The organism is Streptomyces sp. NPDC058295 (assembly GCF_042880655.1).
GTDB lineage: Bacteria > Actinomycetota > Actinomycetes > Streptomycetales > Streptomycetaceae > Streptomyces > Streptomyces coriariae.
This window is the reverse complement of record NZ_JBHVYO010000028.1, coordinates 71,052-95,192: the sequence shown is the minus strand read 5'-3', so window position 1 is coordinate 95,192 and position 24,141 is coordinate 71,052. Positions and strand designations below refer to the sequence as shown.

General features: G+C 72.6%; 20 protein-coding genes. 14 read left to right on the top strand and 6 right to left on the bottom strand.

The features are described from left to right. Positions 1 to 26 precede the first annotated feature (26 nt). Positions 27 to 860 (top strand): AIM24 family protein, encoded by an 834-nt coding sequence (locus ACFVYS_RS27695; protein ID WP_389506250.1) that lies wholly within the window; start codon positions 27 to 29, stop codon positions 858 to 860. A 182-nt stretch (positions 861 to 1,042) separates the two neighbouring features. On the opposite strand, the gene ACFVYS_RS27690 is transcribed toward ACFVYS_RS27695, so the two are convergent. Together ACFVYS_RS27690 and ACFVYS_RS27685 are read right to left on the bottom strand one after the other, a co-directional pair. Continuing rightward, a complete protein-coding gene (locus tag ACFVYS_RS27690; RefSeq protein WP_020125489.1) occupies positions 1,043 to 1,429 on the bottom strand; it encodes a ribonuclease domain-containing protein in 387 nt (128 codons plus the stop codon). 110 nt (positions 1,430 to 1,539) lie between these two features. Next, positions 1,540 to 1,740, bottom strand: coding sequence for a hypothetical protein (locus ACFVYS_RS27685; RefSeq protein ID WP_389506248.1), 201 nt, complete (start codon positions 1,738 to 1,740; stop codon positions 1,540 to 1,542). Positions 1,741 to 1,941: 201 nt separating this feature from the next. Between ACFVYS_RS27685 and ACFVYS_RS27680 the strand changes: the two genes are divergently transcribed. The 3 genes from ACFVYS_RS27680 to ACFVYS_RS27670 all read left to right on the top strand — a co-directional run bounded on the left by ACFVYS_RS27680 (position 1,942) and on the right by ACFVYS_RS27670 (position 5,231). Beyond that, positions 1,942 to 3,204 carry a histidine kinase gene (locus ACFVYS_RS27680; RefSeq protein WP_389506246.1) on the top strand — a complete coding sequence of 421 codons (1,263 nt, stop codon included), beginning with the start codon at positions 1,942 to 1,944 and terminating at the stop codon, positions 3,202 to 3,204. Positions 3,205 to 3,289: 85 nt separating this feature from the next. Then, complete coding sequence (locus tag ACFVYS_RS27675; RefSeq protein WP_389506244.1) at positions 3,290 to 3,970, top strand: response regulator; 681 nt, start codon at positions 3,290 to 3,292, stop codon at positions 3,968 to 3,970. 76 nt (positions 3,971 to 4,046) lie between these two features. Beyond that, complete coding sequence (locus tag ACFVYS_RS27670) at positions 4,047 to 5,231, top strand: cytochrome P450 (RefSeq protein ID WP_389506242.1); 1,185 nt, start codon at positions 4,047 to 4,049, stop codon at positions 5,229 to 5,231. Positions 5,232 to 5,297: 66 nt separating this feature from the next. Here the strand turns inward: ACFVYS_RS27670 and ACFVYS_RS27665 are convergent, their stop codons facing one another. Continuing rightward, a complete protein-coding gene (locus tag ACFVYS_RS27665) occupies positions 5,298 to 6,314 on the bottom strand; it encodes a Gfo/Idh/MocA family oxidoreductase (protein WP_389506240.1) in 1,017 nt (338 codons plus the stop codon). A gap of 129 nt (positions 6,315 to 6,443) precedes the next feature. Between ACFVYS_RS27665 and ACFVYS_RS27660 the strand changes: the two genes are divergently transcribed. The 9 genes from ACFVYS_RS27660 to ACFVYS_RS27620 all read left to right on the top strand — a co-directional run bounded on the left by ACFVYS_RS27660 (position 6,444) and on the right by ACFVYS_RS27620 (position 19,801). Continuing rightward, a complete protein-coding gene (locus ACFVYS_RS27660; RefSeq protein ID WP_199876132.1) occupies positions 6,444 to 7,181 on the top strand; it encodes a GntR family transcriptional regulator in 738 nt (245 codons plus the stop codon). Between the two features lie 195 nt (positions 7,182 to 7,376). Beyond that, positions 7,377 to 8,381: a sugar ABC transporter substrate-binding protein gene (locus tag ACFVYS_RS27655; RefSeq protein WP_389506238.1), complete on the top strand. Its 1,005-nt coding sequence runs from the start codon at positions 7,377 to 7,379 to the stop codon at positions 8,379 to 8,381. Positions 8,382 to 8,515: 134 nt separating this feature from the next. Then, positions 8,516 to 9,502 carry an ABC transporter permease gene (locus ACFVYS_RS27650; RefSeq protein ID WP_389506288.1) on the top strand — a complete coding sequence of 329 codons (987 nt, stop codon included), beginning with the start codon at positions 8,516 to 8,518 and terminating at the stop codon, positions 9,500 to 9,502. Next, complete coding sequence (locus ACFVYS_RS27645; RefSeq protein ID WP_389506236.1) at positions 9,499 to 10,314, top strand: ATP-binding cassette domain-containing protein; 816 nt, start codon at positions 9,499 to 9,501, stop codon at positions 10,312 to 10,314. Before ACFVYS_RS27650 ends, ACFVYS_RS27645 begins: the two co-directional genes overlap by 4 nt. Positions 10,315 to 10,623: 309 nt before the next feature. Then, positions 10,624 to 11,772, top strand: coding sequence for an ROK family glucokinase (locus tag ACFVYS_RS27640; RefSeq protein ID WP_057606127.1), 1,149 nt, complete (start codon positions 10,624 to 10,626; stop codon positions 11,770 to 11,772). A gap of 72 nt (positions 11,773 to 11,844) precedes the next feature. Continuing rightward, the gene (locus ACFVYS_RS27635; protein WP_389506234.1) at positions 11,845 to 12,438 is read left to right on the top strand and encodes a sugar kinase; all 594 of its coding nucleotides are present in this window, start codon (positions 11,845 to 11,847) and stop codon (positions 12,436 to 12,438) included. A 147-nt stretch (positions 12,439 to 12,585) separates the two neighbouring features. Continuing rightward, positions 12,586 to 15,420, top strand: a complete 2,835-nt coding sequence (locus ACFVYS_RS27630; protein WP_389506286.1) for a DEAD/DEAH box helicase — start codon at positions 12,586 to 12,588, stop codon at positions 15,418 to 15,420. Between the two features lie 653 nt (positions 15,421 to 16,073). Then, the gene (locus ACFVYS_RS27625; protein ID WP_389506284.1) at positions 16,074 to 18,233 is read left to right on the top strand and encodes an SWIM zinc finger family protein; all 2,160 of its coding nucleotides are present in this window, start codon (positions 16,074 to 16,076) and stop codon (positions 18,231 to 18,233) included. A gap of 305 nt (positions 18,234 to 18,538) precedes the next feature. Continuing rightward, entirely contained in the window at positions 18,539 to 19,801 is a 1,263-nt protein-coding gene (locus ACFVYS_RS27620) for a sulfite oxidase (RefSeq protein WP_389506232.1), read from the top strand. Positions 19,802 to 19,881: 80 nt separating this feature from the next. On the opposite strand, the gene ACFVYS_RS27615 is transcribed toward ACFVYS_RS27620, so the two are convergent. From ACFVYS_RS27615 to ACFVYS_RS27605, 3 genes are all read right to left on the bottom strand, one after another. Beyond that, entirely contained in the window at positions 19,882 to 20,319 is a 438-nt protein-coding gene (locus ACFVYS_RS27615; protein WP_384119341.1) for a Tat pathway signal protein, read from the bottom strand. A gap of 115 nt (positions 20,320 to 20,434) precedes the next feature. Beyond that, the gene (locus ACFVYS_RS27610) at positions 20,435 to 21,427 is read right to left on the bottom strand and encodes a helix-turn-helix domain-containing protein (RefSeq protein ID WP_389506230.1); all 993 of its coding nucleotides are present in this window, start codon (positions 21,425 to 21,427) and stop codon (positions 20,435 to 20,437) included. A gap of 153 nt (positions 21,428 to 21,580) precedes the next feature. Then, positions 21,581 to 22,615 carry a helix-turn-helix domain-containing protein gene (locus ACFVYS_RS27605; protein WP_389506228.1) on the bottom strand — a complete coding sequence of 345 codons (1,035 nt, stop codon included), beginning with the start codon at positions 22,613 to 22,615 and terminating at the stop codon, positions 21,581 to 21,583. Positions 22,616 to 22,967: 352 nt separating this feature from the next. On the opposite strand from ACFVYS_RS27605, the gene ACFVYS_RS27600 reads away from it, so the two are divergent. Continuing rightward, complete coding sequence (locus ACFVYS_RS27600) at positions 22,968 to 23,894, top strand: CPBP family intramembrane glutamic endopeptidase (protein ID WP_389506227.1); 927 nt, start codon at positions 22,968 to 22,970, stop codon at positions 23,892 to 23,894. Positions 23,895 to 24,141: the final 247 nt, after the last annotated feature.

Genomic DNA, 24,141 nt, shown 5'->3' with positions numbered 1-24,141 from the left:
TCCTCCGCCTTCCGCGTTCTCCCCATGTGACCCTTCAGCAAGAAATCGTCGGCAACGCCATGCAGATGGCGGTCGTCAACCTGTCCCCCGGCCAGACCGTGTACTGCGAAGCCGGAAAGTTCCTCTTCAAGACGGTCAACGTGACCATGGAGACCCGCCTCGGCGGCCCCTCCGGCGGCGCGTCCGGTGGCGGTGGCGGGCAGCCCCAGGGCGGCTCGGCCGGTGGCGGCATGGGCGGCATGCTGCGCCAGGCCATGGGCACGGCCATGCAGGTCGGCCAGCGCGCCCTCGCGGGCGAGTCGCTGGCGTTCCAGTACTTCACCGCCCAGGGCGGCGAGGGCACGGTCGGCTTCGCGGGCGTGCTCCCCGGTGAGATGCGCGCCCTGGAGCTGGACGGCACGCGCGCGTGGTTCGCCGAGAAGGACGCGTTCGTGGCCGCCGAGTCCACCGTCGAGTTCGGCATCGCCTTCCAGGGCGGCCGCACCGGGATGAAGGGCGGCGAGGGCTTCGTCCTGGAGAAGTTCACCGGACGCGGCACGGTGGTCATCGCGGGGGCCGGCAACTTCATCGACCTCGACCCCGCCGACTTCGGGGGCCGTATCGAGGTCGACACCGGCTGTGTGGTCGCCTTCGAGGAGGGCATCCGGTACGGCGTCCAGCGGGTCGGCGGTCTCAACCGCCAGGGGGTCATGAACGCGGTGTTCGGCGGCGAGGGCCTGTCCCTGGCCACCTTGGAGGGCAGCGGCCGCGTCATCCTCCAGTCCCTCACCATCGAGAGTCTCGCCAACGCCCTGAGGAAGGCCCAGGGCGGCGACAAGCAGGGGCCGACCGGCGGACTGTTCTCGACGAACGCGGGCTGAGCCGACGAGTCGCGGGTGCCGGTGGGGCGGTGCGGGCGGAGGCCCGGGGAACAGTTCCGGCACGCCGGCGGCCTGATCACCACGCCGGGCGGCTCCGTCCGGACGTGCCTCGCCCCGCGGCCTGGAGACGTGGGGGGTCCGCGGGGCGAGGGTCTGTGGATCGGACGGGCGAACGGTGTCGGTCAGCAGCCGTAGTTGATCAGGTTGAAGGTGACGTAGTGGTCCGCGGTGTAGTAGTCCTCGGCGGACTTCTTCCCGGTCACGATGCGTCGCGCGCCGCGCGTGGAGGAGCCCGGGGTCTTCACCGTGTACTCGTGGTAGTAGCCGGACGTCTGGCTGGGCAGGACGCCTTCCCGGTTCTGGAAGACCGCTCCGTCCTGCGAGTACGGGAACGGCCCGCCCGCATCGATCAGGTCGAGCGTGTCGTACGCCTGGGAGGGCAGCTTCGTGTAGCAGACGCTGCCGACGGCGGCGTGGGCCGTGGTGGCGGAGACGGCGCCGCCGACGAGGAGGGCGGACAGGACAGCCGCCGACGTGACGGTACGAGTGATCCGTGGGGGGAATCTCATGGCCTCATGATGACGCGCGTAGACAGTGTCATGTCAATGACAAGGTGCGGGAATTTGCCTGCGGGCCCGAGAAGTTTTCACGGCGTTAACCGGAGTCCGGCCTCCTGCCCTCAGCGCGGCTTCCGGCTCTCCGAGGCGGCGAACAGGGCGAACGCCAGCACGATCAGCGCGACGCTCACGTAGACCTCGTAGCCGTCGAGGAAGCCGAGGCGCTGCACGAGGCCCACGTGCCAGCGGGTGAACTCGTGCAGCAGGCCCAGGGCACCCTGCACCAGGGCGAGGAATCCGAGTAGTCCGAGCAGTTCCTTCATGCTCGTGACTCTCACCCCGCGGGGCCCGCACGGGCCATCGGCCGGCGGGCGGGACCCGTGCGACGGAAGGCGGCGGACAGGTGGTCCGGCCGCGCCGAAAGTAGGCGGCGCCGCGACGGTGGTCGGTCCTTCCCCGCCTTCGGTAGGCGATGCGTGTGGACGGGGGGTGTCAGGGTCCCGCGCTGCGTAGATTTGTCGACCATGAGGGCAGACGACAACACGGCACCGCCGGCACCCGGGTTCACGGGACGTCGATGGCTGCTGCCGTCGGCCGTGGTCGCGGAACTCGCCCCGGAAGCCGGGCGTCCGGGCCGGCCGCACCGGCGCACCGCGCGCGACTGGGTCGTCGACTTCCTCTGTTTCCTCGTGGCCGTGGGCGTGGGCCTGGCGGTCGCGGACTCCTTCCCCGGCGAACGTGACCTCCCCGAGGTCGCCGCCGCGGCCGACCAGCTCCTGGGCGCCCTCGCCTGCGCGGCGGTCTGGCTGCGCCGCCGGTGGCCCCTCGGCCTGGCGATCGCGATGGTCCCCCTCGGCTTCCTGGCGACGACCTCGGCCGGCGCCTGCACGGTCGCCCTCTTCACCCTCGCCGTGCACCGGCCGTTCCGGTACGTGGCCTGGGTGGGCGGCGCCCAGGTGGCCCTGATCCCGCTGCTGGCCTGGGCCCGCCCGGACCCCACCCTGGCGTACGGGCCCTCGGTGGCGTGGAGCGTGCTGTTCACCGTCACGGCCATCGGCTGGGGCATGTTCGTGCGGTCCCGGCGGCAGCTGATGCTGAGCCTGCGCGACCGCGCCCGGCGCGCCGAGACGGAGGCCCGGCTGCGCGCCGAGCAGGCGCAGCGGCTGGCCCGTGAGGCCATCGCCCGGGAGATGCACGACGTGCTCGCCCACCGGCTGACCCTGCTCAGCGTGCACGCGGGCGGGCTGGAGTTCCGCCCGGACGCGCCCCGCGAGGAGATCGCGCGGGCGGCCGGCGTCATCCGCGAGAGCGCCCACGAGGCCCTCCAGGACCTGCGGGAGATCATCGGCGTCCTGCGGGCCGCCGAACCGGACGACGCCGGCCGCCCCCAGCCGACGCTGGCCGCCCTGGACACACTGGTCGCCGAGTCCCGCGAGGCCGGCATGAAGGTCACCCTCGACCAACGCGTCACCGACGCCGGAGCCGTCCCCGCCTCCGTCGGCCGCACCGCGTACCGCATCGCCCAGGAGTGCCTGACCAACGCCCGCAAGCACGCCCCGGGCGCGGAGGTCGCGGTCACCGTCACCGGCGGCCCCGGCGAGGGCCTCGACGTCAGCGTGCGCAACCCGGCCCCCGTGGGAGAGGTGCCGCCCGTGCCCGGCTCCGGTCAGGGCCTGATCGGCCTGACCGAACGGGCCGCCCTGGCCGGGGGGCGCCTGGCGCACGGTACGTGGGGGGACGGGGGATTCGAGGTACGGGCGTGGCTGCCGTGGCGGGCGACGCCCTGACGGGGGCCGGGCGGGACCGTCCGGGCCGGCCCGTTCGCCGCGAACCGTGAACCCGCCCGCCCGCAACCGTGATTACGTGAGGTCCATGACTGCGATCAGACTCCTTCTCGTCGACGACGATCCCCTCGTGCGGGCCGGTCTGGCTTTCATGATGGGGGGCGCCGACGACATCGAGATCGTCGGTGAGGCCGCCGACGGGAGCGAGGTCGAGGGGCTCGTGGAGCGCACCCGCCCCGACGTGGTCCTGATGGACATCCGGATGCCGTCCGTGGACGGACTCACCGCCACGGAACGGCTGCGCGGACGCGAGGACGCCCCGCAGGTCGTGGTGCTCACCACCTTCCACGCCGACGAGCAGGTGCTGCGTGCGCTGCGCGCGGGTGCCGCCGGGTTCGTCCTCAAGGACACCCCGCCCGCCGAGATCCTCGACGCCGTGCGCCGGGTGGCGGCCGGTGACCCCGTCCTGTCGCCCACGGTCACCCGGCAGTTGATGGACCACGCGGCCGGCACCACGGCCGACACCCGGCGTGCGCACGCGCGCGTGCGTCTCGCGGCCCTCGGCGAGCGCGAACGCGAGGTGGCGGTCGCGGTCGGCCGGGGACTGTCCAACGCGGACGTCGCCGCGGAGCTGTTCATGAGCGTCGCCACCGTCAAGGCCCACGTCTCCCGGGTCCTGGCCAAGCTCGGCCTCAACAACCGGGTACAGATCGCCCTGCTGGCCTATGACGCGGGGCTCCTGGAAGAGGGAGCGGACGGGCCCGGCTGACGGCCCGCGAAGAAGGCGGCACGGCGGGCACCGGGCGGGCGTCCCGCTCGTTGGAGTCATGACGGGAGGGGGAGGCATGACCGAGGTGATCGATCTGGGGGAGTTCGGCGACGGCTTCCGGAGGAACCCGCATCCGGTGTACGCGCGACTGCGCGAGCGCGGCCCGGTGCACCGGGTGCGGCTGCCCGTGCCCGACGCACACCATGTGACCTGGCTCGTCGTGGGACACGAGGAGGCGCGCGCGGCGCTCGCCGACCCCCGGCTGGCCAAGGACTCCGAACGGATCGGGGTCACGTTCCTCGACGAGCAGCTGATCGGCAAGCACCTGCTGACCGCGGACCCGCCCCGGCACACGCGCCTGCGCGCGATGGTCTCCCGCGCCTTCACCGCGCGCCGCGTGGAGGAACTGCGGCCGAGGATCCAGCAGATCACCGACGGCCTGCTCGACGCGATGCTGCCGCACGGCCGCGCCGACCTCGTGGAGTCGCTCGCCTACCCCCTGCCCCTGACGGTCATCTGCGAGCTGCTCGGGGTCCCCGAGGCGGACCGCGTGGCCTTCCGCGAGCTGTCGAGCGAGGCCGTGGCGCCGACCAGCGCGGAGACCGAGTACGACGCTTTCGTGCGGCTCGGCACGTATCTCACCGAGCTGATCGAGGACAAGCGGAACGCCGGGCCGAGCGGCGATCTGCTGGACGACCTGATCCGCACCACCGCGCGGGACGGCGACCGGCTCTCGCCCGGCGAGCTGCGCGGCATGGCGTTCGTCCTCCTCATCGCCGGACACGAGACCACCGTCAACCTGATCACCAACGCCGTCCACGCCCTGCTCACCCACCCGGACCAACTGGCCGCCCTGCGCGCCGACATGACCCTCCTCGACGGCACCGTCGAGGAGGCCCTGCGCTACGAGGGGCCGGTGGAGAACGCCACGTACCGGTTCGCCGCCGAACCGCTGGAGATCGCCGGCACCTCCGTCGCGCAGGGCGAGGCGGTGATGATCGGCCTGACCGCGGCCGACCGCGACCCGGGGCGCTATCCGGCCCCCGACGGCTTCGACATCCGCCGGGACAGCCGGGGCCACCTGGCCTTCGGGCACGGCATCCACTACTGCCTGGGCGCCCCGCTGGCCCGCCTGGAGGCCCGCACGGCGATCCGGTCCCTGCTGGAGCGCACCCCCGCCCTGGCCCTCGACGGCCCGCCCGGCGACTGGCTGCCCGGCCCGCTGATGCGCGGGATGCGCAGCGTCCCGGTGCGCTGGTAGCAGAGGGAGCCGCCCCGCCCGTCCACCTGCCGGCCGGGCCCGGTGTCCTCCGAGGCCGGGCCCCGCTCAGCCCGTCCCGGAGGTCGCCGGGATCTCCGAGAGCCACACCGCGCGGCGGTCCCGCCGGGACACCTCGCAGGCCTCGGCTATCCGCAGGGCCTCCAGTGCCTCACGGCCGTCGCAGGGGTTGGCCCGCTCGCCCCGCACCACGTCCACGAAGGCGTTCAGCTCCGCCGTGTAGGCGGGCTCGAACCGCTCCAGGAACCCGGTCCACGGTTTGTCCGCGGCCGGTGGACCGGTGGGTTCGGTGGACGCGATCGGGGTGCGGTCGTCCAGGCCCACGACGATCTGGTCGAGCTCGCCGGCCAGCTCCATGCGGACGTCGTAGCCCGCCCCGTTCAGCCGCGTCGCCGTCGCCGTGGCGAGGGTGCCGTCGTCGAGGGTGAGGACCGCGGCCGCCGTGTCCACGTCCCCGGCCTCGCGGAACATCGCGGGCCCGGCGTCGGAGCCGGCAGCGTACACCTCCGTCACCTCGCGGCCGGTCACCCAGCGCAGACAGTCGAAGTCGTGCAGGAGCGCGTCCCGGTAGATCCCGCCGGACACGGGCAGCCAGGCGGCCGGCGGCGCCGACTGGTCGGACGTCAGCGCCCGTACGGTGTGCAGCCGCCCGAGCCGGCCCGAGAGCACCGCTTCCCGGGCTCCCGTGTACCCCGCGTCGAAGCGGCGCTGGAAGCCCATGTGCAGGATCGTTCCGGCGGTCTCGACCTCGGCGATCGCCTGTAAGGTGCCCGCCAGATCGAGGGCGATCGGCTTCTCGCAGAAGACCGGGAGCCCGGAGCGTGCTGCCCGACCGATCAGTTCGGCGTGGGCCGACGTGGCCGTCGTGATCACCACGGCGTCCACACCCCAGCGGAAGATCTCGTCCACCCCTGGGGCGGCCGTCTCGCCCAGCCCATGCGCGAGCTCCTGGGCCCGCGCGTGGTCCGCGTCCGTCAGGATCAGGGATCCGACCTCGCGGTGACGGCTGAGTGTGTTCGCATGAATGGTGCCTATGCGGCCCGTCCCGATGACCCCGATGCGCATGAAACCAAAGTGACGTCGCAGGCAGGGCGCTGTCAATGCGTATGTCCGGACAACCGAACTACACGACTTCCCGTCAACCGGTCGCGGAGCTACGCTCGGGCCGTGCCGAAACCAGAAGTGGACCCGACCGTGCAGCTAGAACTACGTGTGGACCGAAGTTCTCCGGTGCCTTTGTACTTCCAGCTCGCCCAGCAGCTGGAGGCCGCGATCGAGCACGGATCGCTGACCCCGGGCAGCCTGCTGGGCAACGAGATCGAGCTCGCCGCCCGGCTCGGCCTGTCCCGGCCGACCGTCCGCCAGGCGATCCAGTCGCTCGTCGACAAGGGCCTGCTGGTCCGTCGCAGAGGCGTCGGGACGCAGGTCGTGCACAGCCAGGTCAAGCGCCCGCTGGAGCTCAGCAGCCTCTACGACGACCTGGAGGCCGCCGGGCAGCGTCCGGCGACGACGGTGCTGGTCAACACCATGGTCCCGGCGTCCGCCGAGGTCGCGGCCGCGCTCGCGGTGGCCGAGGGCAGCGATGTGCACCGGGTGGAGCGGCTGCGCCTGGCGCACGGGGAGCCGATGGCGTACCTGTGCAACCACCTGCCCTCCGGCCTGCTCGATCTGGACACCGGGCAGCTCCAGGCCACCGGTCTGTACCGGCTGATGCGGGCCGCCGGGATCACCCTGCACAGCGCCCGCCAGTCCATCGGTGCCCGCGCCGCCACCACCGCCGAGGCCGAGCGGCTCGCCGAGGAGGAAGGTGCCCCCCTCCTGACGATGCAGCGCACGACCTTCGACGACACCGGCCGGGCGGTGGAGTTCGGCGACCACATCTACCGGCCGACCCGCTACTCCTTCGAGTTCCAGCTGCTCGTCCGCCCCTGAGTCCTGTCCGTGCGATCGGCCCGCCTTGGTCGCATTGTCCAGACAATGTGACCGGATGTCCGGACAAGGTGAGTGATGGGCGGTCCCCGGGCCACAGGTGTGTGATCCCCGTGTTCGATAATGGGGCGTTTGTGTCCGGTGAGAGGTCACCGGATGCGGGCGTTCGACAGAACACGGCAAGAAGGGCACCGCCTCGTGGCACGGTTTCGGACCTGGGCAGGGATCGCTTTGGCGGGGGCACTCACCATGTCCCTGGCAGGGTGCAGCGCGACCGGCGGCAAACGCGCGGAGGACGCCCGCAAGGCCGCGGCGGCCCACGGCGGGGGCGCGGTGGACACGCCTCGCTGGACCTTCGCGATGATCACCCACTCGGGTGACGGGGACACCTTCTGGGACATCGTCCAGAGCGGCGCGGAGCAGGCGGCCGACAAGGACAACATCGACTTCCTGTACTCCCACGACGACGAGGCCCAGCAGCAGGCCCAGCTCGTCGACGCGGCGGTGGCCAAGAAGGTCGACGCGATCATCGTCACGCTCGCCAAGCCGGACGCGATGAAGGCGGCCGTGGCCCGCGCCGAGAAGGCCGGCATCCCGGTGATCACGGTGAACTCGGGGTCGGCCGAGTCCAAGGCGTTCGGCGCGCTCGCCCACGTCGGCCAGGACGAGACGATCGCCGGCGAGGCCGTCGGCGAGGAGCTGAACCGCCGGGGCCGCAAGAACGTGATCTGCGTCCTGCACGAGCAGGGCAACGTCGGCCACGAGCAGCGCTGCGCCGGCGTGGCGAAGACCTTCGCCGGCCAGGTCGAGAACCTCTACGTCAACGGCACCAACATGCCCGACGTGCAGTCCGCGATCGAGGCCAGGCTCCAGGCCGACACCTCGGTCGACGCGGTCGTCACCCTCGGCGCCCCGTACGCCGACACCGCCGTGCAGGCCGGGCGGGGTGCCGGCAGCGAGGCGGAGATCGACACCTTCGACCTGAACGCCAAGGTGGCCGCGGGTCTGCGGGACGGCACGCTCGGCTTCGCCGTCGACCAGCAGCCGTACCTCCAGGGCTACCAGGCCGTCGACCTGCTGTGGCTGTACAAGTACAACAGCGACGTCCTCGGCGGCGGCAAGCCGGTCCTCACCGGTCCGCAGATCATCACGAAGGACCAGGCGGCGGCGCTGGCGGAGTACACCGAGCGGGGCACCCGTTGAGCGAGACGACACGCGAGACGGCGCGGAAGCCCGCTCGCACGACAGCGGACGACACGGCTCGCACGACAGCTCACGCGACCGCCGGCACAGCCGCTCGCACGACACCTGGAGAAAGGTTTCTTCAGGGCTCGTCCCTGCGCCGGCTGCTTGGTCGTCCGGAACTGGGCTCCGTCGTGGGCGCGATCGCGGTCTTCGTCTTCTTCGCGCTGGCCGCCGACAGCTTCCTGCGCGCCGGCAGTCTCAGCACGGTCCTCTACGCGTCCTCGACGATCGGCATCATGGCCGTCCCGGTCGCGCTGCTGATGATCGGCGGCGAGTTCGACCTGTCGGCCGGGGTCATGGTCACGTCCTCGGCGCTGATCTCGTCGATCTTCAGCTACCAGGCGACGGCGAACGTCTGGGTGGGCGTCGGCGTGTCCCTGCTGGTCACCCTCGCGGTCGGCGCCTTCAACGGCTTCCTGCTCACCCGCACGAAGCTGCCCAGCTTCATCATCACGCTGGGCACCTTCCTGATGCTGACCGGCATCAACCTCGGCTTCACCAAGCTGATCGACGGCACGGTGTCGACGAAGACCATCGCGGACATGGAGGGCTTCCGGTCCGCGCGGGACGTCTTCGCCTCCACCCTCGCGATCGGCGGCGTCGACGTCAAGGTCACCGTCCTGTGGTGGATCGCCCTGGTCGCGGTCGCCTCGTGGATCCTCCTGCGCACCCGCGCCGGCAACTGGATCTTCGCGGTGGGCGGCAACAAGGAGGCCGCCCGCGCGGTCGGCGTCCCGGTGACCCGGACCACCGTCGGCCTCTACACGGGCGTCGCCCTGGGCGCCTGGATCTCGGGCCAGCACCTGCTCTTCTCGTACGACGTCGTCCAGTCCGGCGAGGGCGTCGGCAACGAGCTGATCTACATCATCGCGGCCGTCATCGGCGGCTGTCTGATCACCGGCGGATACGGCAGCGCGGTCGGCTCGGCGGTCGGCGCGCTCCTGTTCGGCATGACGAGCAAGGGCATCGTCTTCGCCGAGTGGAACCCGGACTGGTTCACGTTCTTCCTCGGCGCGATGCTGCTCCTCGCGACCCTGCTCAACGCCTGGGTCCGCAAGCGCGCGGAGGCCTCGAAGTGACGGCGACGCACGAAGCGAAGGAGACCGCGGTGCGCACGGCACTCGTCGAGCTGTCCGACGTCGGCAAGCGGTACGGCAACGTCCGCGCCCTCGAAGGAGTCTCCCTGGAGGTCCACGCCGGCGAGATCACCTGCGTCCTGGGCGACAACGGCGCGGGCAAGTCGACCCTGATCAAGATCGTGGCCGGACTCCACCGGCACGACGCGGGGGTGCTGCGTCTCGACGGCGAGGAGACCGCTCTGTCCTCCCCGCGCGAGGCACTCGACCGCGGGATCGCGACGGTCTACCAGGACCTGGCCGTGGTCCCGCTGATGCCGGTGTGGCGGAACTTCTTCCTGGGCTCCGAGCCGCGCAAGGGCACCGGCCCCTTCAAGCGCCTGGACGTCGACCTCATGCGCAGGACGACCCGCGCGGAGCTGCTGCGGATGGGCATCGACCTGCGCGACGTCGACCAGCCGATCGGCACCCTCTCGGGCGGCGAACGCCAGTGCGTGGCGATCGCGAGGGCCGTGTACTTCGGCGCGAAGGTCCTCGTCCTGGACGAGCCGACGGCGGCGCTGGGCGTCAAGCAGTCCGGCGTGGTCCTCAAGTACGTGGCGGCGGCCCGGGACGCGGGTCTGGGCGTCGTGCTGATCACCCACAACCCGCATCACGCGTACCTGGTCGGGGACAGGTTCGTCCTGCTGCGGCGGGGCACCATGGTGGGCGCTCACCCACGGGACGGGATCACCCTGGAGGAGCTGACGCGCCAGATGGCCGGTGGCAACGACCTGGACGACCTCCGCCACGAGCTGCGGCGGGCCCAGCCCTGACGTGCGGATCGGGTCGCGGGCCGGTGGCGGGACCGTCCACCGGCCGGCCGGTACCGCGTTCATGGTGACCGTCCGGCGCCGGTAGCGGGGTCCGGTGCGTGCCCGCGCAGGGCGGCGCGGGCACGCACCGGACCCCGCGTCCGTGGCGTCATCCACCCGAGAGGCTCCAGGGGAGCCCGGGGACCGCGCGCCGACGCGCGGCCGTAGCGGGTGCGACCGGCCACGACGCGCCGGGCACGCCGGAGGCCGCCCGCCCCCGCCGCCGCCCGGCTCGGCACCGGGCGGGAGGGTGAGGCAGAATCGGCGGCGATGAGCACCTACGGCAACTTCACCGCCCCCATCGGCTCCCGCCGCGCGCCCGCACTCCGCACCGTGGGCACGAGGGAGCGCCGATCGCACCTCACCGCACCCCGTGTGCCGACGGTCGGCATCGACATCGGTGGCACCAAGGTGATGGCGGGGGTGGTCGACGCCGACGGCAACATCCTGGAGAAGGTCCGCGCGGAGACGCCGGACAAGTCCAAGAGCCCGAAGGTCGTCGAGGACACGATCGTCGAGCTGGTCCTGGACCTGTCCGACCGCCACGACGTGCACGCGGTCGGCGTCGGCGCGGCGGGGTGGGTGGACGCGGACCGCAACCGCGTCCTGTTCGCGCCCCACCTGTCGTGGCGCAACGAGCCGCTGCGCGACCGCCTCTCCGGCCGTCTCGCGGTTCCCGTCCTGGTGGACAACGACGCCAACACCGCCGCCTGGGCGGAGTGGCGCTTCGGCGCCGGCCGTGGCGAGGACCACCTCGTCATGATCACGCTCGGTACCGGCATCGGCGGCGCGATCCTGGAGGACGGCCAGGTCAAGCGCGGCAAGTACGGTGTCGCCGGCGAGTTCGGCCATATGCAGGTCGTGCCCGGCGGCCACCGCTGCCCGTGCGGCAACCGCGGCTGCTGGGAGCAGTACAGCTCGGGCAACGCGCTGGTCAGGGAGGCCCGCGAACTGGCGGCCGCCGACTCCCCGGTGGCGTACGGGATCATCGAGCACGTCAAGGGCAACATCGGCGACATCACCGGCCCGATGATCACCGAGCTGGCCCGCGAGGGCGACGCCATGTGCATCGAACTGCTCCAGGACATCGGCCAGTGGCTCGGCGTCGGCATCGCCAACCTGGCCGCCGCCCTCGACCCGTCCTGCTTCGTGATCGGCGGCGGCGTCTCGGCCGCCGACGACCTGCTGATCAGCCCCGCGCGGGACGCGTTCAAGCGCCAGCTCACCGGCCGCGGCTACCGCCCCGAGGCCCGTATCGTCCGCGCCCAGCTCGGCCCCGAGGCGGGTATGGTCGGCGCGGCCGACCTGGCCCGCCTGGTCGCCCGCCGCTTCCGGCGCGCCAAGCGCCGCCGCGTGGAGCGCTACGAGCGCTTCGAACGGTTCACCGAGGCGGCCCGCCGTACCCAGGACACGGCGTGACCGCCGTACCGTCCCGCACGACCCAGGACACCGCATGACCGCCGCACCGCCCCGCACGACCCGGGACACCGCATGACCGCATCGCTGCCCCGCCAGGCCACATCCCCCGACGAGCCGGACCGCCCGCCGGAGGACCGCCGGCACGTGATCCGCCGCAGGGCGCTCACCCTGCTGATCATCGTGCTGCTCATCGGTGTCCCGGCCGGCTACCTGGTGATCTCCGCCAACCAGAGCCGCGACAGCGGCAAGGACAAAGAAGCGAAGTACTCGGCGACCGGCCTGACCGAGGGCTGGCCGTCGAAGGTCCAGCGCCGCCTGTACCAGGTGCCGATCCCGCACCCGTCGAACCAGGTCGCCTACTACGAGACGAACAACTGGAAGACCAGCCGCCTGTACGCGCAGTTCCAGACCACACAGGCGGGACTCGACGAGTTCCTCGCCGGCATCGGCGTCGACCGGGCCGACCTGAAGAAGGGCGAGATCACCATCAGCGCCCGAGACCAGGAGGTCACGGGCTGGAAGTTCACTGGCCCCGGCTCACGCCCCGGGGACGACTTCGGCATCGTCCACGAACAGAAGAAGCCCATGCCGACACTGGACGTGGTGGTGAACACCGGCAACGCGGTCTACCCCTTCGTCTACGTGGTCTCCCGCACGGTCCCCTGACCGGTCCGGGCCCGCCCGGAAGGCCGTGACCGGGCCGGAACGCCGTGACCCGGCCGACCGCCGGAACCGATTGTCAGACCCCGCCCGTAGAGTCGAAGACGACTGATCCGACATGCGGGCGGGAGGTGGACACACGGCATGAGCGTCATGGCCGACGGCACGGCCGCGGCGGAGCCCGGCTCCGCCTGCGTGCGACTCGCCGCCGTCTACCTGCCCGCGCCCCTCCCGCGCGAGGGCCGCGTCGCCTTCTGGGACCCGGCGGACGGCCCGCTGCCCACCACCGCGGACGCGGAGCGCACGGAGCTCACCGTCGTCCGGCGCCACGGCTCCGCCATCCGCCGCCAACAGGCGCCCGCCCTGTCCCTGCCGCTCGACAAGGCGCTCCCGCTGCTCGTGCGGGCCCGCCGCGACCCCGCCGCCCACCCGGCGGCCGCCTGCTGGGGCGCGGCCGCGCTGCACGCGCTGCGGCTCACCGCCCGCGGCCGTCTGCTGCCCGGCCTGACACCCACGGGACACGACGCCTGGCGGGCGGGCCCGCTGGACCCGGAGGACATCGCCCATCTGCGCGCGGTCGCCGCCGCGCTCCCGCACGAGGGCCACGCGGTGCCGCTCCCCGGCCCCGGGCCGCTCCTGCTGCCCCGGCCCGAGGCCCTGATGCGGTCCTTCCTGGACGCCGTGGCGGACACCCTGCCCCGCACCCCGGCCGCGCCGTACGCCTGCGGGAAGCCCTTCGCCGACCGCCGGCCCCAGCGGCTGCCCGGGGCGCACGACTGGGCCGCCGAGGTCGCCGCCGGCATGGACGCGGGCGTGCGGATCTCGCTCCGCCTCGACCTGTCCGCCTACGACATGTTCGACCGGCTCGACGACGGCGAGCGGGCGCGCCGCGCGGGCGCCGCGATCGTCCAGGTGCACAGCCTCGCCGACCCGACCCTGATGACCGACGCCGCGTCCCTGTGGGCGGGCGAGGCCGACGCCGCCTTCGGGGCCCGCGCACGCGTGGACGCCGCCCTCGCCGTCCGGCGCGCGGCCCGCGTCTGGCCGCCGCTCGCCCGGCTCGCCGAACAGGACGCGCCGGACGTCCTCGCCCTGTCCGAGGACGAGCTGAGCGATCTGCTCGGGGTGGCGGCCACCCGGCTCGCGACGGCCGGGGTCGCCGTGCACTGGCCGAGGGACCTGGCGCAGGACCTCAGCGCGGCCGCGGTGGTCAGGACCGCACCCGGCTCGGCGACCGACGGCACCGGCTTCTTCGAGAGCGAGGAACTGCTCCAGTTCCGCTGGCAGCTGGCGCTCGGCGGCGACCCGCTCAGCGAGGCCGAGATGGACACCCTGGCGGAGGCGCACCGCCCGGTGGTCCGGCTCCGTGACCAGTGGGTCCTGGTCGACCCGGCGCTCGTGCGCAAGGCCCGCAAGCGGGAACTGGGCCTGCTCGACCCGGTGGACGCCCTGTCCGTCGCGCTCAGCGGCACCGCGGAGGTCGACGGCGAGAGCGTCGAGGCGGTCCCCGTCGGCGCCCTGGCCGCCCTGCGCGACCGCCTCACCACCGGTGTGCACCCCGCCGATCCGCCCGCCGGACTGCACGCCACCCTGCGCGACTACCAGCTGCGCGGACTGGCCTGGCTGGACCTCATGACCTCCCTCGGCCTCGGCGGCTGCCTCGCCGACGACATGGGCCTCGGCAAGACGATCACCGTCATCGCCCTGCACCTGAAGCGGGCCCGCACCGAACCGACCCTGGTGGTCTGCCCGGCCTCCCTGCTGGGCAACTGGCAGCGCGAGATCAACCGCTTCGCGCCCGGCGTGCCGGTCCGCCGCTTCCACGGCACCGACCGCAGCCTGGTGGACCTCGGCGGCGGCTTCGTCCTCACCACGTACGGCACGATGCGCTCGGCGGCGCCCACCCTGGCCGGGCAGCCCTGGGGCATGGTCGTCGCCGACGAGGCCCAGCACGTGAAGAACCCCTACTCGGCGACGGCGAAAGCCCTGCGCACGATCCCGACCTCCGCGCGCGTGGCCCTGACCGGCACCCCCGTCGAGAACAACCTCTCCGAGCTCTGGGCGCTGCTCGACTGGACGACCCCCGGACTCCTCGGCCCCCTGAAATCCTTCCGCGCCCGGCACGCGCGCGCGGTCGAGAACGGCGAGGACGACCAGGCGGTGGAGCGCCTGGCCCGGCTGGTCCGCCCGTTCCTCCTGCGGCGCAAGAAGTCCGACCCCGGAATCGTGCCCGAGCTGCCGCCCAAGACCGAGACCGACCATCCGGTCCCGCTGACCCGCGAACAGGCCGCGCTGTACGAGGCGGTGGTGCGGGAGTCGCTGCTGGCCATCGAGACGGCGGACGGCATCGCCCGGCGCGGCCTGGTGCTGAAGCTGCTGGGCGCGCTCAAGCAGATCTGCGACCACCCGGCCCTGTACCTCAAGGAGGAGACCGCCTCCGTCGGCGACGCCCTGGCCGCCCGCTCCGGCAAGCTCGCCCTGCTGGACGAGCTGCTGGACACCCTGCTCGCCGAGGACGGCTCGGCCATCGTCTTCACGCAGTACGTCGGCATGGCCCGTCTGATCACCGCCCACCTCACCGCCCGCGCGGTCCCGGTCGACCTGCTGCACGGCGGCACCCCGGTCCCCGAGCGGGAGCGCATGGTGGACCGCTTCCAGGCCGGTGCCACCCCGGTGCTCGTCCTCTCCCTGAAGGCCGCCGGCACCGGCCTCAACCTCACCCGCGCGGGCCATGTCGTCCACTTCGACCGCTGGTGGAACCCCGCGGTCGAGGAACAGGCCACCGACCGCGCCTACCGCATCGGCCAGACCCAGCCGGTCCAGGTGCACCGCCTCATCACCGAGGGCACGGTCGAGGACCGCATCGCCGAGATGCTCCAGGCGAAGCGGGCCCTGGCCGACGCGATCCTCGGCTCCGGCGAGTCGGCCCTCACCGAACTCACGGACCGCGAACTGACCGACCTGGTCAGGCTGCGGAGGGAGGCGTGATGGGGGAGACGGAGAAGGACGAGACCGCCGCCGACACCGCCGCTGCCGCCCCGGCCGGGGAGCAACGGGAGAAGGGCACCGGCCCGGCCGACGAGGCTCGCCGAGCGCTGCGGGCGGCGCGGGAACGCTCGCTGGAACAGGAGCCGGCCCAGGCACCGCGCCGACCGTCGCAAGCACCGACACGAGCACCGTCACCCGACTCCACGGTGCGGCCAGGCGACCCCACCCCGAGGCCAGGCGACGCGGCCCGCGCGGCGCTGCGGCGCGCGGCGGAATCCGCGCCTGTGGTGGAACCGGCCCCTGCGGTGGAATCCGCGTCCGCGGTGGGACCGGCGCCTGCGGTGGAATCCGCGTCCGTCGGTGACGCGGCCCGTGCGGCGCTGCGGCGTACGGCGGAATCCGTGCCTGTGGTGGGACCGGCCCCTGCGGTGGAATCCGCGTCCGTCGGTGACGCGGCCCGTGCGGCGCTGCGGCGTACGGCGGAGCCCGCGCCTGTGGTGGAACCTGCGTCCGCCGGCCATGCGGCCCGCGCGGCCCTGCGACGCACGGCCGAATCCGCGTCCGCGGTGGAGCCCGGGTCGGTCGGTGACGCGGCGCGTGCGGCGCTGAGGCGTACGGCGGAATCCGTGCCTGTGGTGGAATCCGCGTCCGCGGTGGAACCCGCGTCCGTCGGCGATACGGCCCGCGCGGCCCTGCGGCGCACGGCGAAGCCCGTGCCCCCGGCGGAACCTGCGCCCGAGGCCGGCACCGAGACCGCGGCGGGCACCGAGACCCTGGCCGGCACTGCGCCCGCGGCCGGCACCGAGACTGCGGCGGGAACCCAGCCCGCAGCCGACCCCACGACCGTGGCGGACTCGCCCTCCAAGGAAGCCGTCCCGGCCGCCGACACCCCCGCCGACGCCGACACCCACGCGCCCGCCGACGCCGGCACCCACGCCGACGCCGTAGCGCCCCCCACCCCGGCGGCGGAGGCCTCGCCTGCGGAGTCCTCGTCGGCCGATGCCTCGCCGGTGGCCGCCGCACCGCGCGCCCCGCAGGCGGGCGCCGGCTCGCGCCCCGGGGACATCGCGCGGGAGGCCCTGCGCGCCGCCCGCGCGGAGGCACGCCAGAACCCACCCGAGACCCGGACCCGGGCAGGCCGAGGGGCCCCGCGCGGCGACGCCGGTCTCCGCCCCCGCCCCGACGCTCGCCCCACCGACGCCCGGCGGCACCCCGGCGCACCTGACCGGGTGGCCGACGAACGAGCGCGTGCTGTAAGGGAGTTGCTCGCGGGCGCCTTCCAGATGCCGTCGGAGGATTCGGCCGAAGCCGAGCCCGATCCCAACCCCAGGCCCGAGCCCAGGCCCAATCTCAGGCCCGAGCCCACGGCCAAACCCAGGCCCGAGCCCGATCTCACGGCCGAGCCCAGGACGGAGCCCGAGCCCACGGCCGAGCCCTGGATTGCCTCCGCCAACGCGATGACGGCGGACGGGAGTTCAGCCGAAGCCGCGGTCTCCGTGAGCCCTCTCGGAGGTGGACCTTCCCTGCCTGCCGAACCGCCCCGCAGCCCCCGCTCCATGGCCGCCCCCGCACGGGACGGTGACCACCGCCGTACCTTCCCCGCCTTCCCGCCGCGCACCGGCGGGAACTTCGCGGGCACCTGGTGGGGCAACGCCTGGATCGCCGCGCTGGAGGAGGGCGCCCTCGACGCCAAGCGCCTGGCCCGCGGGCGCGGTTACGCCGAGCAGGGAAACGTGGACGCGATCACCGTCACCCCCGGGCTGGTGCTGGCGTACGTGCAGGGCAGCCGCCCCCGCCCCTACCGCGTACAGGTACGGCTGCGCACCCTCGGCGCCGAGGACTGGGAGCGCTTCCTGGAGGCCGCCGTCGAGCGCCCCGGGCACATCGCCGCGCTGCTCGACAAGGAGATGCCCGAGTCCCTCGCCGAGTGCGGGGTGCCGCTGCTTCCCGGCCCCGGCGACCTCGAGCCGCAGTGCAGCTGCCCCGACCGCGGTCACCCCTGCAAGCACGCCGCCGCCCTCTGCTACCAGACCGCGCGGCTGCTCGACGCCGACCCCTTCGTGCTGCTCCTGCTGCGCGGCCGGGGCGAACGCGAGGTGCTCGACGCGCTGTCCCGCCGTAACGCCACCCGCGCGGCCCGCGCCGCCCAGGAGCAGGAACCGGAACCCCTGCCGGGCGTACGGGCCGCCGAAGCCCTCGCCGAGCGCCGGCTCCCGCCGCTGCCCGCCCCGCTGCCCGTGCCCCCGCACCCCGAACAGCCCCCGGCCTACCCGTCCGCGCCGAATGGCCCCGACTCCTTCGCGCTGGACCACCTCGCGACCGACGCGGCCGCCCGCGCCCACGCCCTGCTGGTCACCGGTCAGGACGAGATCGGCGAACTCACCCTCTGGCGGGACGCCGTACGGCTCGCCGCGTCCCGACCCGGTTCCGGGCTCACCGTCACCACCCGCGCCCTCTACGCCGCGCTCGCCACCGCCGTCGGCCGCACCCCGGTCGAACTGGCCCGCGCGGTGGCCGCCTGGCGGCAGGGCGGACCGGACGGGCTCACCGTGCTGGAGGAGACCTGGGACCCGCCGGCCGGCCGCTTCGACCGGGCCCGGCCGCTCCTCCTCGCCGCCGACCTCCCGGCCTTCCGCCCCCGCCGCAACCACCTCACCCACCCCCGCGGCCATGTCCAACTCCGCTTCGGCCGCGACGGGTTGTGGTACGCGTACGAGTCCGAACCAGGCCAGGACGACTGGTGGCCGCGCGGCACCCCCGACCCGGACCCGGTGGGCGCGCTGACCGGTCTGGGCGGCTCGGACGAGTTCTGAGGCGCCCGGACCCGACCCCATCGGCGCGCAGCGCGCGACGGCCGTTGCCCGCCCTGTCCGATGTCCGCGCCTCGCGGCCGCCCGACTCGCCCGATCCGCTCCCCACTTCTCCGCCCGCCTCGTACGATGAGGCCCGTGACTCTCGACGACCACCGCCCCGCCCCGCGGTACCGCGCGCTGCTCTCGCGCGGCTGTTGTTGATCCTCACCTCACCCCTCTCCGCCCTCCTGCCGTGGACGCGCCGCGCCTTCTGACGCCCTGATCGCGTCCCGGTCCAGGCACCCCGCTTCCGGAAAGGCCGGTCCATGCCCACGTCTCCCACGCCCGAATCCGCCTACGACCGCCGCAGACTGCACCAGTGGCTGGCCGGCGAGGCCCGCGCCGACGGCGTCTCCCGGCGTGACCTGCTCCGCCTCGCCGCTGCCGCTGGACTCGCCACCGCCGCGGCCCCGGCGTTCTCCGCGCCGGCCGCCGCGGCGACGTCACCCGGTATCGTCAAGGCGCTTCCCGACGACCGGTTCACGGTCCGGGGCACCAACGCCGAGACGAAGTTCGCCTCCCTCGCCGGGACCGGCTACCACACCCCCGCCGACCACTTCTTCGTCCGCAACCACACCTCCACCCCCGTGCTCGACGCCGCCGACTGGACCCTCACCGTGCACGGCGACGGCCTCACCCACGCCGCTCCCGTCGAGTTCACCCTCGACGACCTGAAGAGGTTCCCCGCGGTCACCCGCACGGCGTTCGTGGAGTGCGCGGGCAACGGCCGCGGCTTCTTCACCTCCCAGCAGGGCCAGACCGTCAGCGGCACGGCGTGGACCCTGGGCGCGATCGGCACCGCGCGCTGGCGAGGGGTCCGCCTCGCCGACGTCCTGCGACGGGCGGGGCTCTCCCGTCACGCCGTCGACGTCCTGCCCCGCGGCCTCGACCCCGACTACGTCACCGCCGACGGCACCGACCTCGGCCGGGTCCGTCGGCCCCTGCCGCTGTCCAAGGCGCTCGACGACGTCCTCCTCGCCTACGAGATGAACGGCGACCCGCTGCCGTACGACCACGGCTTCCCCGTACGCGTCCTGGTGCCGAACTGGATCGGCATCGCGTCGATCAAGTGGGTCGGTGACATCGAGGTGTCCGCGCAGCCCCTCTACTCGCCGTGGAACACCGATTTCTACCGGCTGTTCGGCAGTGCCCACCCCGACGGCGGCAGCGCGCCGCTGACCCGGCAGACCGTCAAGAGCGCCTGGGAGCTGCCCTGGGACGCGAGCCTCGGGGCGGGTGCCGTGCACCGCCTGACCGGACGCTCCTGGTCCGGCGCCGGCGCGGTCGTACGCGTCGACGTCAGCACCGACGGAGGGACCCGCTGGCGGCGCGCCCGGCTGCACGACGCCCCGCGCCGCGCGGGCTGGGTCCGCTGGTCCACCGACTGGCGCCCGTCGGCTCCGGGCGGGTACACCTTGCTGGCGCGGGCCACCGACAGCACCGGCCGCACCCAGCCCGACACTGCCGTCCCGAACACCCAGGGCTATCTGTTCGACGCCGTGGTCCGGCACCCCGTCCGGGCGGTGTAAACCACGTCGCCGCCACGCGGGAACGGCAGGACGTCCCGCTGCGCGAGCACGCCCTGGCCGTAGCCCGCTCCCCTAACCCGTCAAACCATCACACACGACGACGCGTCACCAACGAAGCAGACCCACAGCCGCACGTCGCGGACGCTGTACCCCTGCGAATTGGCGTAGCCGGGAGTGTCGTTGGCACCGTTGCTGTCCGAGCCGAGCTTGGTGTAGCTGTGCCAGTTCCAGGATCCGTTCTCCCACTTGTAGTACGTGGTGTAGAGCCCAGCGCCCTTGCCGTCGGAGCAGTTGTCCCAGATCGTGAAGTTCCAGCTCGTGTCGAAGACCTCGTAACCGCCGGCCGTTCCGACCTGCCACCAGTTGTAGTCGCCGTACACGGACGCACAGCCGTCGGACGTCTGCTGGTAGTAAGTGGCCGCCTGCGCCTGGCCGGAGAAGGCCACCACGATACCGGCGGCGGCAGCCGCGACCGCCAGCTTCCGACGGGCCCCGCTGAACGAAAAGCGTCGTGTCATGGTCATCCCCTGAGATCCGTGACGGTCTCCCCGTGAGTGCACGGGGAGCGGTTGATGCCCATGTTGCTTGACATGTTCATAGGGTTGTTGGCATTCCGTGACCGGCTGTTGGCACTCAGCGCACGGTCGGCATTCCGCGGTGCTGGCTCTGCTGCCGGTGGTCACGCGGTGTGATGCCGTACAGCGCCTTGAAGGCGCGGCTGAAGGATGTCGGTTCCGGCAAGCCCCAGCGTGCGGCGATCGAGCTGATGGACCGGGCGTCGAGGCGGGGGTCGGCCAGGTCGCGGTGGATGCGTTGCAGTCTGCTGCGGCGTATGCCGTCGGCGATCGTGGTCGCCTGGCCCTGGTAGAGCCGGTGGAGGTAGCGGACGGAGATCTGGTGGGCGGTGGCGATGGAGGCCGGTGTGAGGCCAGGATCCGCGAGGTGTTGCTGGATGAACGCGTCGACCCGGGTGCGCAGGACGGTTTGCTGCGTTTCGGGCGGCAGGAGGCCCTCGGTCCGGGCGGCCTGGGCGAGCATGGCGCTCAGCAGGTCCAGGGAGACGTTGGCCAGGCGGAGCGCGTCGCACTCCTCGTACTGCGGCGCGTGGTTCATCAGATCGGTGAGGTAGTGGCGGAACAGCGCGCCGATGCCCGTCTGCCCCTGAATGCGGGTCAGGGTGAGCCGGTCGAGGCTGTTGGAGTGCAGGGGCAGTCTGGCCCGGGGTATCTGCACGATCAGCGAGGAGACCTCCGGATGGTCATGGGCGGTGGTCCAGGCCTGGCAGGGCCGGGAGGAGTCGTAGAGCACCAGATCGCCCTCGCCGATGTCGACGTGCCGACCCGATTGGCTGAACCCGGCCTCTCCACGGACGGTGAGCCAGAGCTGACAGACTTCCGGATCGCTCTGCCGGATCATCGCCGGGGTTCGGCGCGCATGCATGGGCGGGTAGCTTTGCGCGAAGGTCTGGATGTCGCCAAGGTGCAGCGCATGGGAGCTGGCGAGGAAGTCATCCAGGTGATCGCTGGCCATCGTGGTGCGGAAGTGGGCCTGGGAGACGATCGAGTACCAGTAGTCGAAGCGCTCGGTCCCCGACAGGTGCTCCGTCGAAAACGCCGTCCAGATCATTGTCCCGCCAGTCCTCTCCCCAGAGGGCCCCAGCTCCCGCAGCCCCGCCCCAACGCCCCACAGGCGCCCCGATTTTTCCGAACCAACCACCCGCAAAACGCAGGACCGCACAATCGAATTCATGCAGGCCTGCAGGGCAACGGTACTTTTCTGCTATCCGGGCACGAGATCGTCCGGTCCGCTGGGTGCAGGTTGTTGGCGGTCGGTGCACTGTTCACCGTGGAGCGCCTCTTGCCGGTAGGCGCTCGGCGGGATTCCGTATGCCCTGCGGAATGCGCGGGTGAATTCGGAGGCATGGACAAAGCCCCAGCGTGCGGCCAGGAAGCCGATGGACTTGTCGCACAGTCGGAGATCGGCGAGGTCCCGGCGGCAGCGCTCCAGGCGCCGCTGCCGGATCCACGCGCTTACGGTGACACCCTGCGGCTGGAACAGCCGGTGCAGATACCGCACGGAGATGTGGTGACAGGCGGCGACTGCCGCGGGCGACAACTCGGGGTCGCCCAGGTTGCGTTCGATGAAGGAGTGAATGCCGGCCGTCAGCGCCTGCTGGCGACTCTCGGGTGGAACGCCGTCTTCGGTGCCCGCGTGGTGCGCGAGGAACGCGGTGATCAGGTCCGCCGTGACGCCGCCCAGACGTATCGCGTCCTGCGCCCGGCAGGAGTCGGACTCGGGTTCCAGCCGGGTCAGGAACTGTGACAGGAGGGCCCCCATGCCGGTACTGCCCGGCAGTGGCAATCCGAAGAGGCGGTCCACCTTCGCCGCGGAGAAAGGAATCGCCGCACGGGGCACGTTCACGACGATCCCCTCGACCGCGCCGCCGTCATCCGGGTAGGCCGAGGCGTCACACGGATGCGACGTGTCGTACAACAACAGGTCTCCGACCCCCACCAACGCGTCACGCCTGCCGTGGGAGATGCTCTGCCGACCGCTCAGCGTCAGGGCCAGGTGGTACAGCTCAGGGTCGGACCGACGCACCAACGCCGGCGTGCGACGCGAGCGCAGTGACGGGTAGGACAGCACCGACACCTGAACGGCCCCGAGATCCAGCTGCCGGATGCAGGCCCGGAAGTCATCGGCATGGTCGCTGGTGATCTCCGTGGGCATGAGCGTGTGTGACGTCAGCTCCCGCCACCACTCGAACCGATCAGTGACCGGTAAGTCCTCACTGCGCAACACGGTCTCGATCATTCCGCCCCCCACTTATCATGCCCTCATCAAGACGTCGAAGGAAGGATGGCACGTTCCGCGGATCTGCCATCCGCCGCACCCGGGAGCTGATGCGGGGGTGGGCCGACGGCCAGGTCGCACGCGCGGTGAAGTCCCTGCGCAAGGGAGCCCTCTTGCGTACCACAGCGCGCCCGACGGACGGGTCAGCTCCGCCTCAGAGGCCGTTAAGTCCTGGGGTGCAGGTGCCTGGTTGTCCCCCGTGCGAGCTACGCGCGATGTCCACCTGGAGGGGACGCCTCGGGGTGACGGCCGCACATAGCGTTCCCCTCAGTTGAAGGGGCGGCTCGGCCGTCGGTCAAGGATGGGAAACGTCATGTCTCCGTGGGACGCACCGTCGGTGCAGTGGTCGAAGCTCCAGTTCTCGCAGTCACCGTTCGAGCCGACGCGCCGGGTGCGGCCGGCCGGGGTGCGGCTGGCTGTGATGGTGGTGCTGTTCATCCTGGTGACCGGTCTCGCCGCCGGGATGCGGAGCATGGCGGGGGACAACCCGGTGCTGTCCCTGCTGTTCGGCGCGGTGGCCGCGGCAATCGCCCTGACGGTCTACGCGGCGGCGGTACGGTTCCTCGAACAGCGCCCCGTATCCGAACTGGACACCGCCGATGCCGGGCATGGCCTGCGCCGCGGCACCCTCGTCGGCCTCGGACTCTTCGCCGCGACGCTCGCGCTGATCGCTCTGTTCGGCGGATACGACACGAAGGGCGGAGTGTCCGTCGCCGGCGCGTTCACCATTCTCGGGATGATGGCGGGGATCGCGGTCGTCGAGGAGATCCTCTTCCGGGGCATCGTCTTCCGCCTGATCGAACAACTTACGGGTACGCGGGGGGCGTTGGCGATCTCGGGCGTGCTGTTCGGAGCGCTGCACCTGGTGAACTCGGGCGCCACTGTGTGGGGCGCGCTGGCCATCGCCATCGAGGCCGGCCTGATGCTCGGCGCGGCCTACGCGGCCACCCGCACCCTGTGGCTGCCGATCGGCCTGCACCTGGGCTGGAACTTCGCCCTGAGCGGCCTCTTCGGCGTCACGGTCTCCGGCAACGAGGACATGCCGACCGGACTGCTCCACGGTGTGCTGTCGGGCCCCACCGCGATCACCGGAGGCGACTTCGGACCCGAGGCCAGTGTCTTCGCGATCCTCGTGTGCACCATTCCCACGGTCATGTTCCTGCGCTCGGCCAGGCGCAGCGGGCACCTCTACACCCGCAGCCGGCTCCGCTCCGAGGGGACGGTTCGCTCGACGACGTAGCGGAGTCTGCCCAGGCCCTGGATGTTCGGGGTGCCCTTGCGGAAGACGGCCAGCAGGATCCGGCGCTTGCGCAGCTCGTCGCGGTTGGGGTTGTAGCCCTTGTCGCCGAGCAGGGCTTCAGGTCTTCGGCGTGGTCGGCCGGGGCGGCCGGCGATGGGCGGGATGCCGTCGACCAGGGCGAGGGCCTGGGTGACGGCGTTGACGCGGCCGCGGTGGTGATGACCCTGAGCGGGATGACCCGTCCGTC

Excerpts from the sequence above, each read along its gene's own strand:
- ACFVYS_RS27690 (WP_020125489.1), bottom strand. The coding sequence starts at position 1,429 with ATGAGATTCCCCCCACGGATCACTCGTACCGTCACGTCGGCGGCTGTC.
- ACFVYS_RS27685 (WP_389506248.1), bottom strand. The coding sequence starts at position 1,740 with ATGAAGGAACTGCTCGGACTACTCGGATTCCTCGCCCTGGTGCAGGGT.
- ACFVYS_RS27680 (WP_389506246.1), top strand. The coding sequence starts at position 1,942 with ATGAGGGCAGACGACAACACGGCACCGCCGGCACCCGGGTTCACGGGA.
- ACFVYS_RS27675 (WP_389506244.1), top strand. The coding sequence starts at position 3,290 with ATGACTGCGATCAGACTCCTTCTCGTCGACGACGATCCCCTCGTGCGG.
- ACFVYS_RS27670 (WP_389506242.1), top strand. The coding sequence starts at position 4,047 with ATGACCGAGGTGATCGATCTGGGGGAGTTCGGCGACGGCTTCCGGAGG.
- ACFVYS_RS27665 (WP_389506240.1), bottom strand. The coding sequence starts at position 6,314 with ATGCGCATCGGGGTCATCGGGACGGGCCGCATAGGCACCATTCATGCG.
- ACFVYS_RS27640 (WP_057606127.1), top strand. The coding sequence starts at position 10,624 with ATGAGCACCTACGGCAACTTCACCGCCCCCATCGGCTCCCGCCGCGCG.
- ACFVYS_RS27635 (WP_389506234.1), top strand. The coding sequence starts at position 11,845 with ATGACCGCATCGCTGCCCCGCCAGGCCACATCCCCCGACGAGCCGGAC.
- ACFVYS_RS27630 (WP_389506286.1), top strand. The coding sequence starts at position 12,586 with ATGGCCGACGGCACGGCCGCGGCGGAGCCCGGCTCCGCCTGCGTGCGA.
- ACFVYS_RS27620 (WP_389506232.1), top strand. The coding sequence starts at position 18,539 with ATGCCCACGTCTCCCACGCCCGAATCCGCCTACGACCGCCGCAGACTG.
- ACFVYS_RS27615 (WP_384119341.1), bottom strand. The coding sequence starts at position 20,319 with ATGACACGACGCTTTTCGTTCAGCGGGGCCCGTCGGAAGCTGGCGGTC.
- ACFVYS_RS27610 (WP_389506230.1), bottom strand. The coding sequence starts at position 21,427 with ATGATCTGGACGGCGTTTTCGACGGAGCACCTGTCGGGGACCGAGCGC.
- ACFVYS_RS27605 (WP_389506228.1), bottom strand. The coding sequence starts at position 22,615 with ATGATCGAGACCGTGTTGCGCAGTGAGGACTTACCGGTCACTGATCGG.
- ACFVYS_RS27600 (WP_389506227.1), top strand. The coding sequence starts at position 22,968 with ATGTCTCCGTGGGACGCACCGTCGGTGCAGTGGTCGAAGCTCCAGTTC.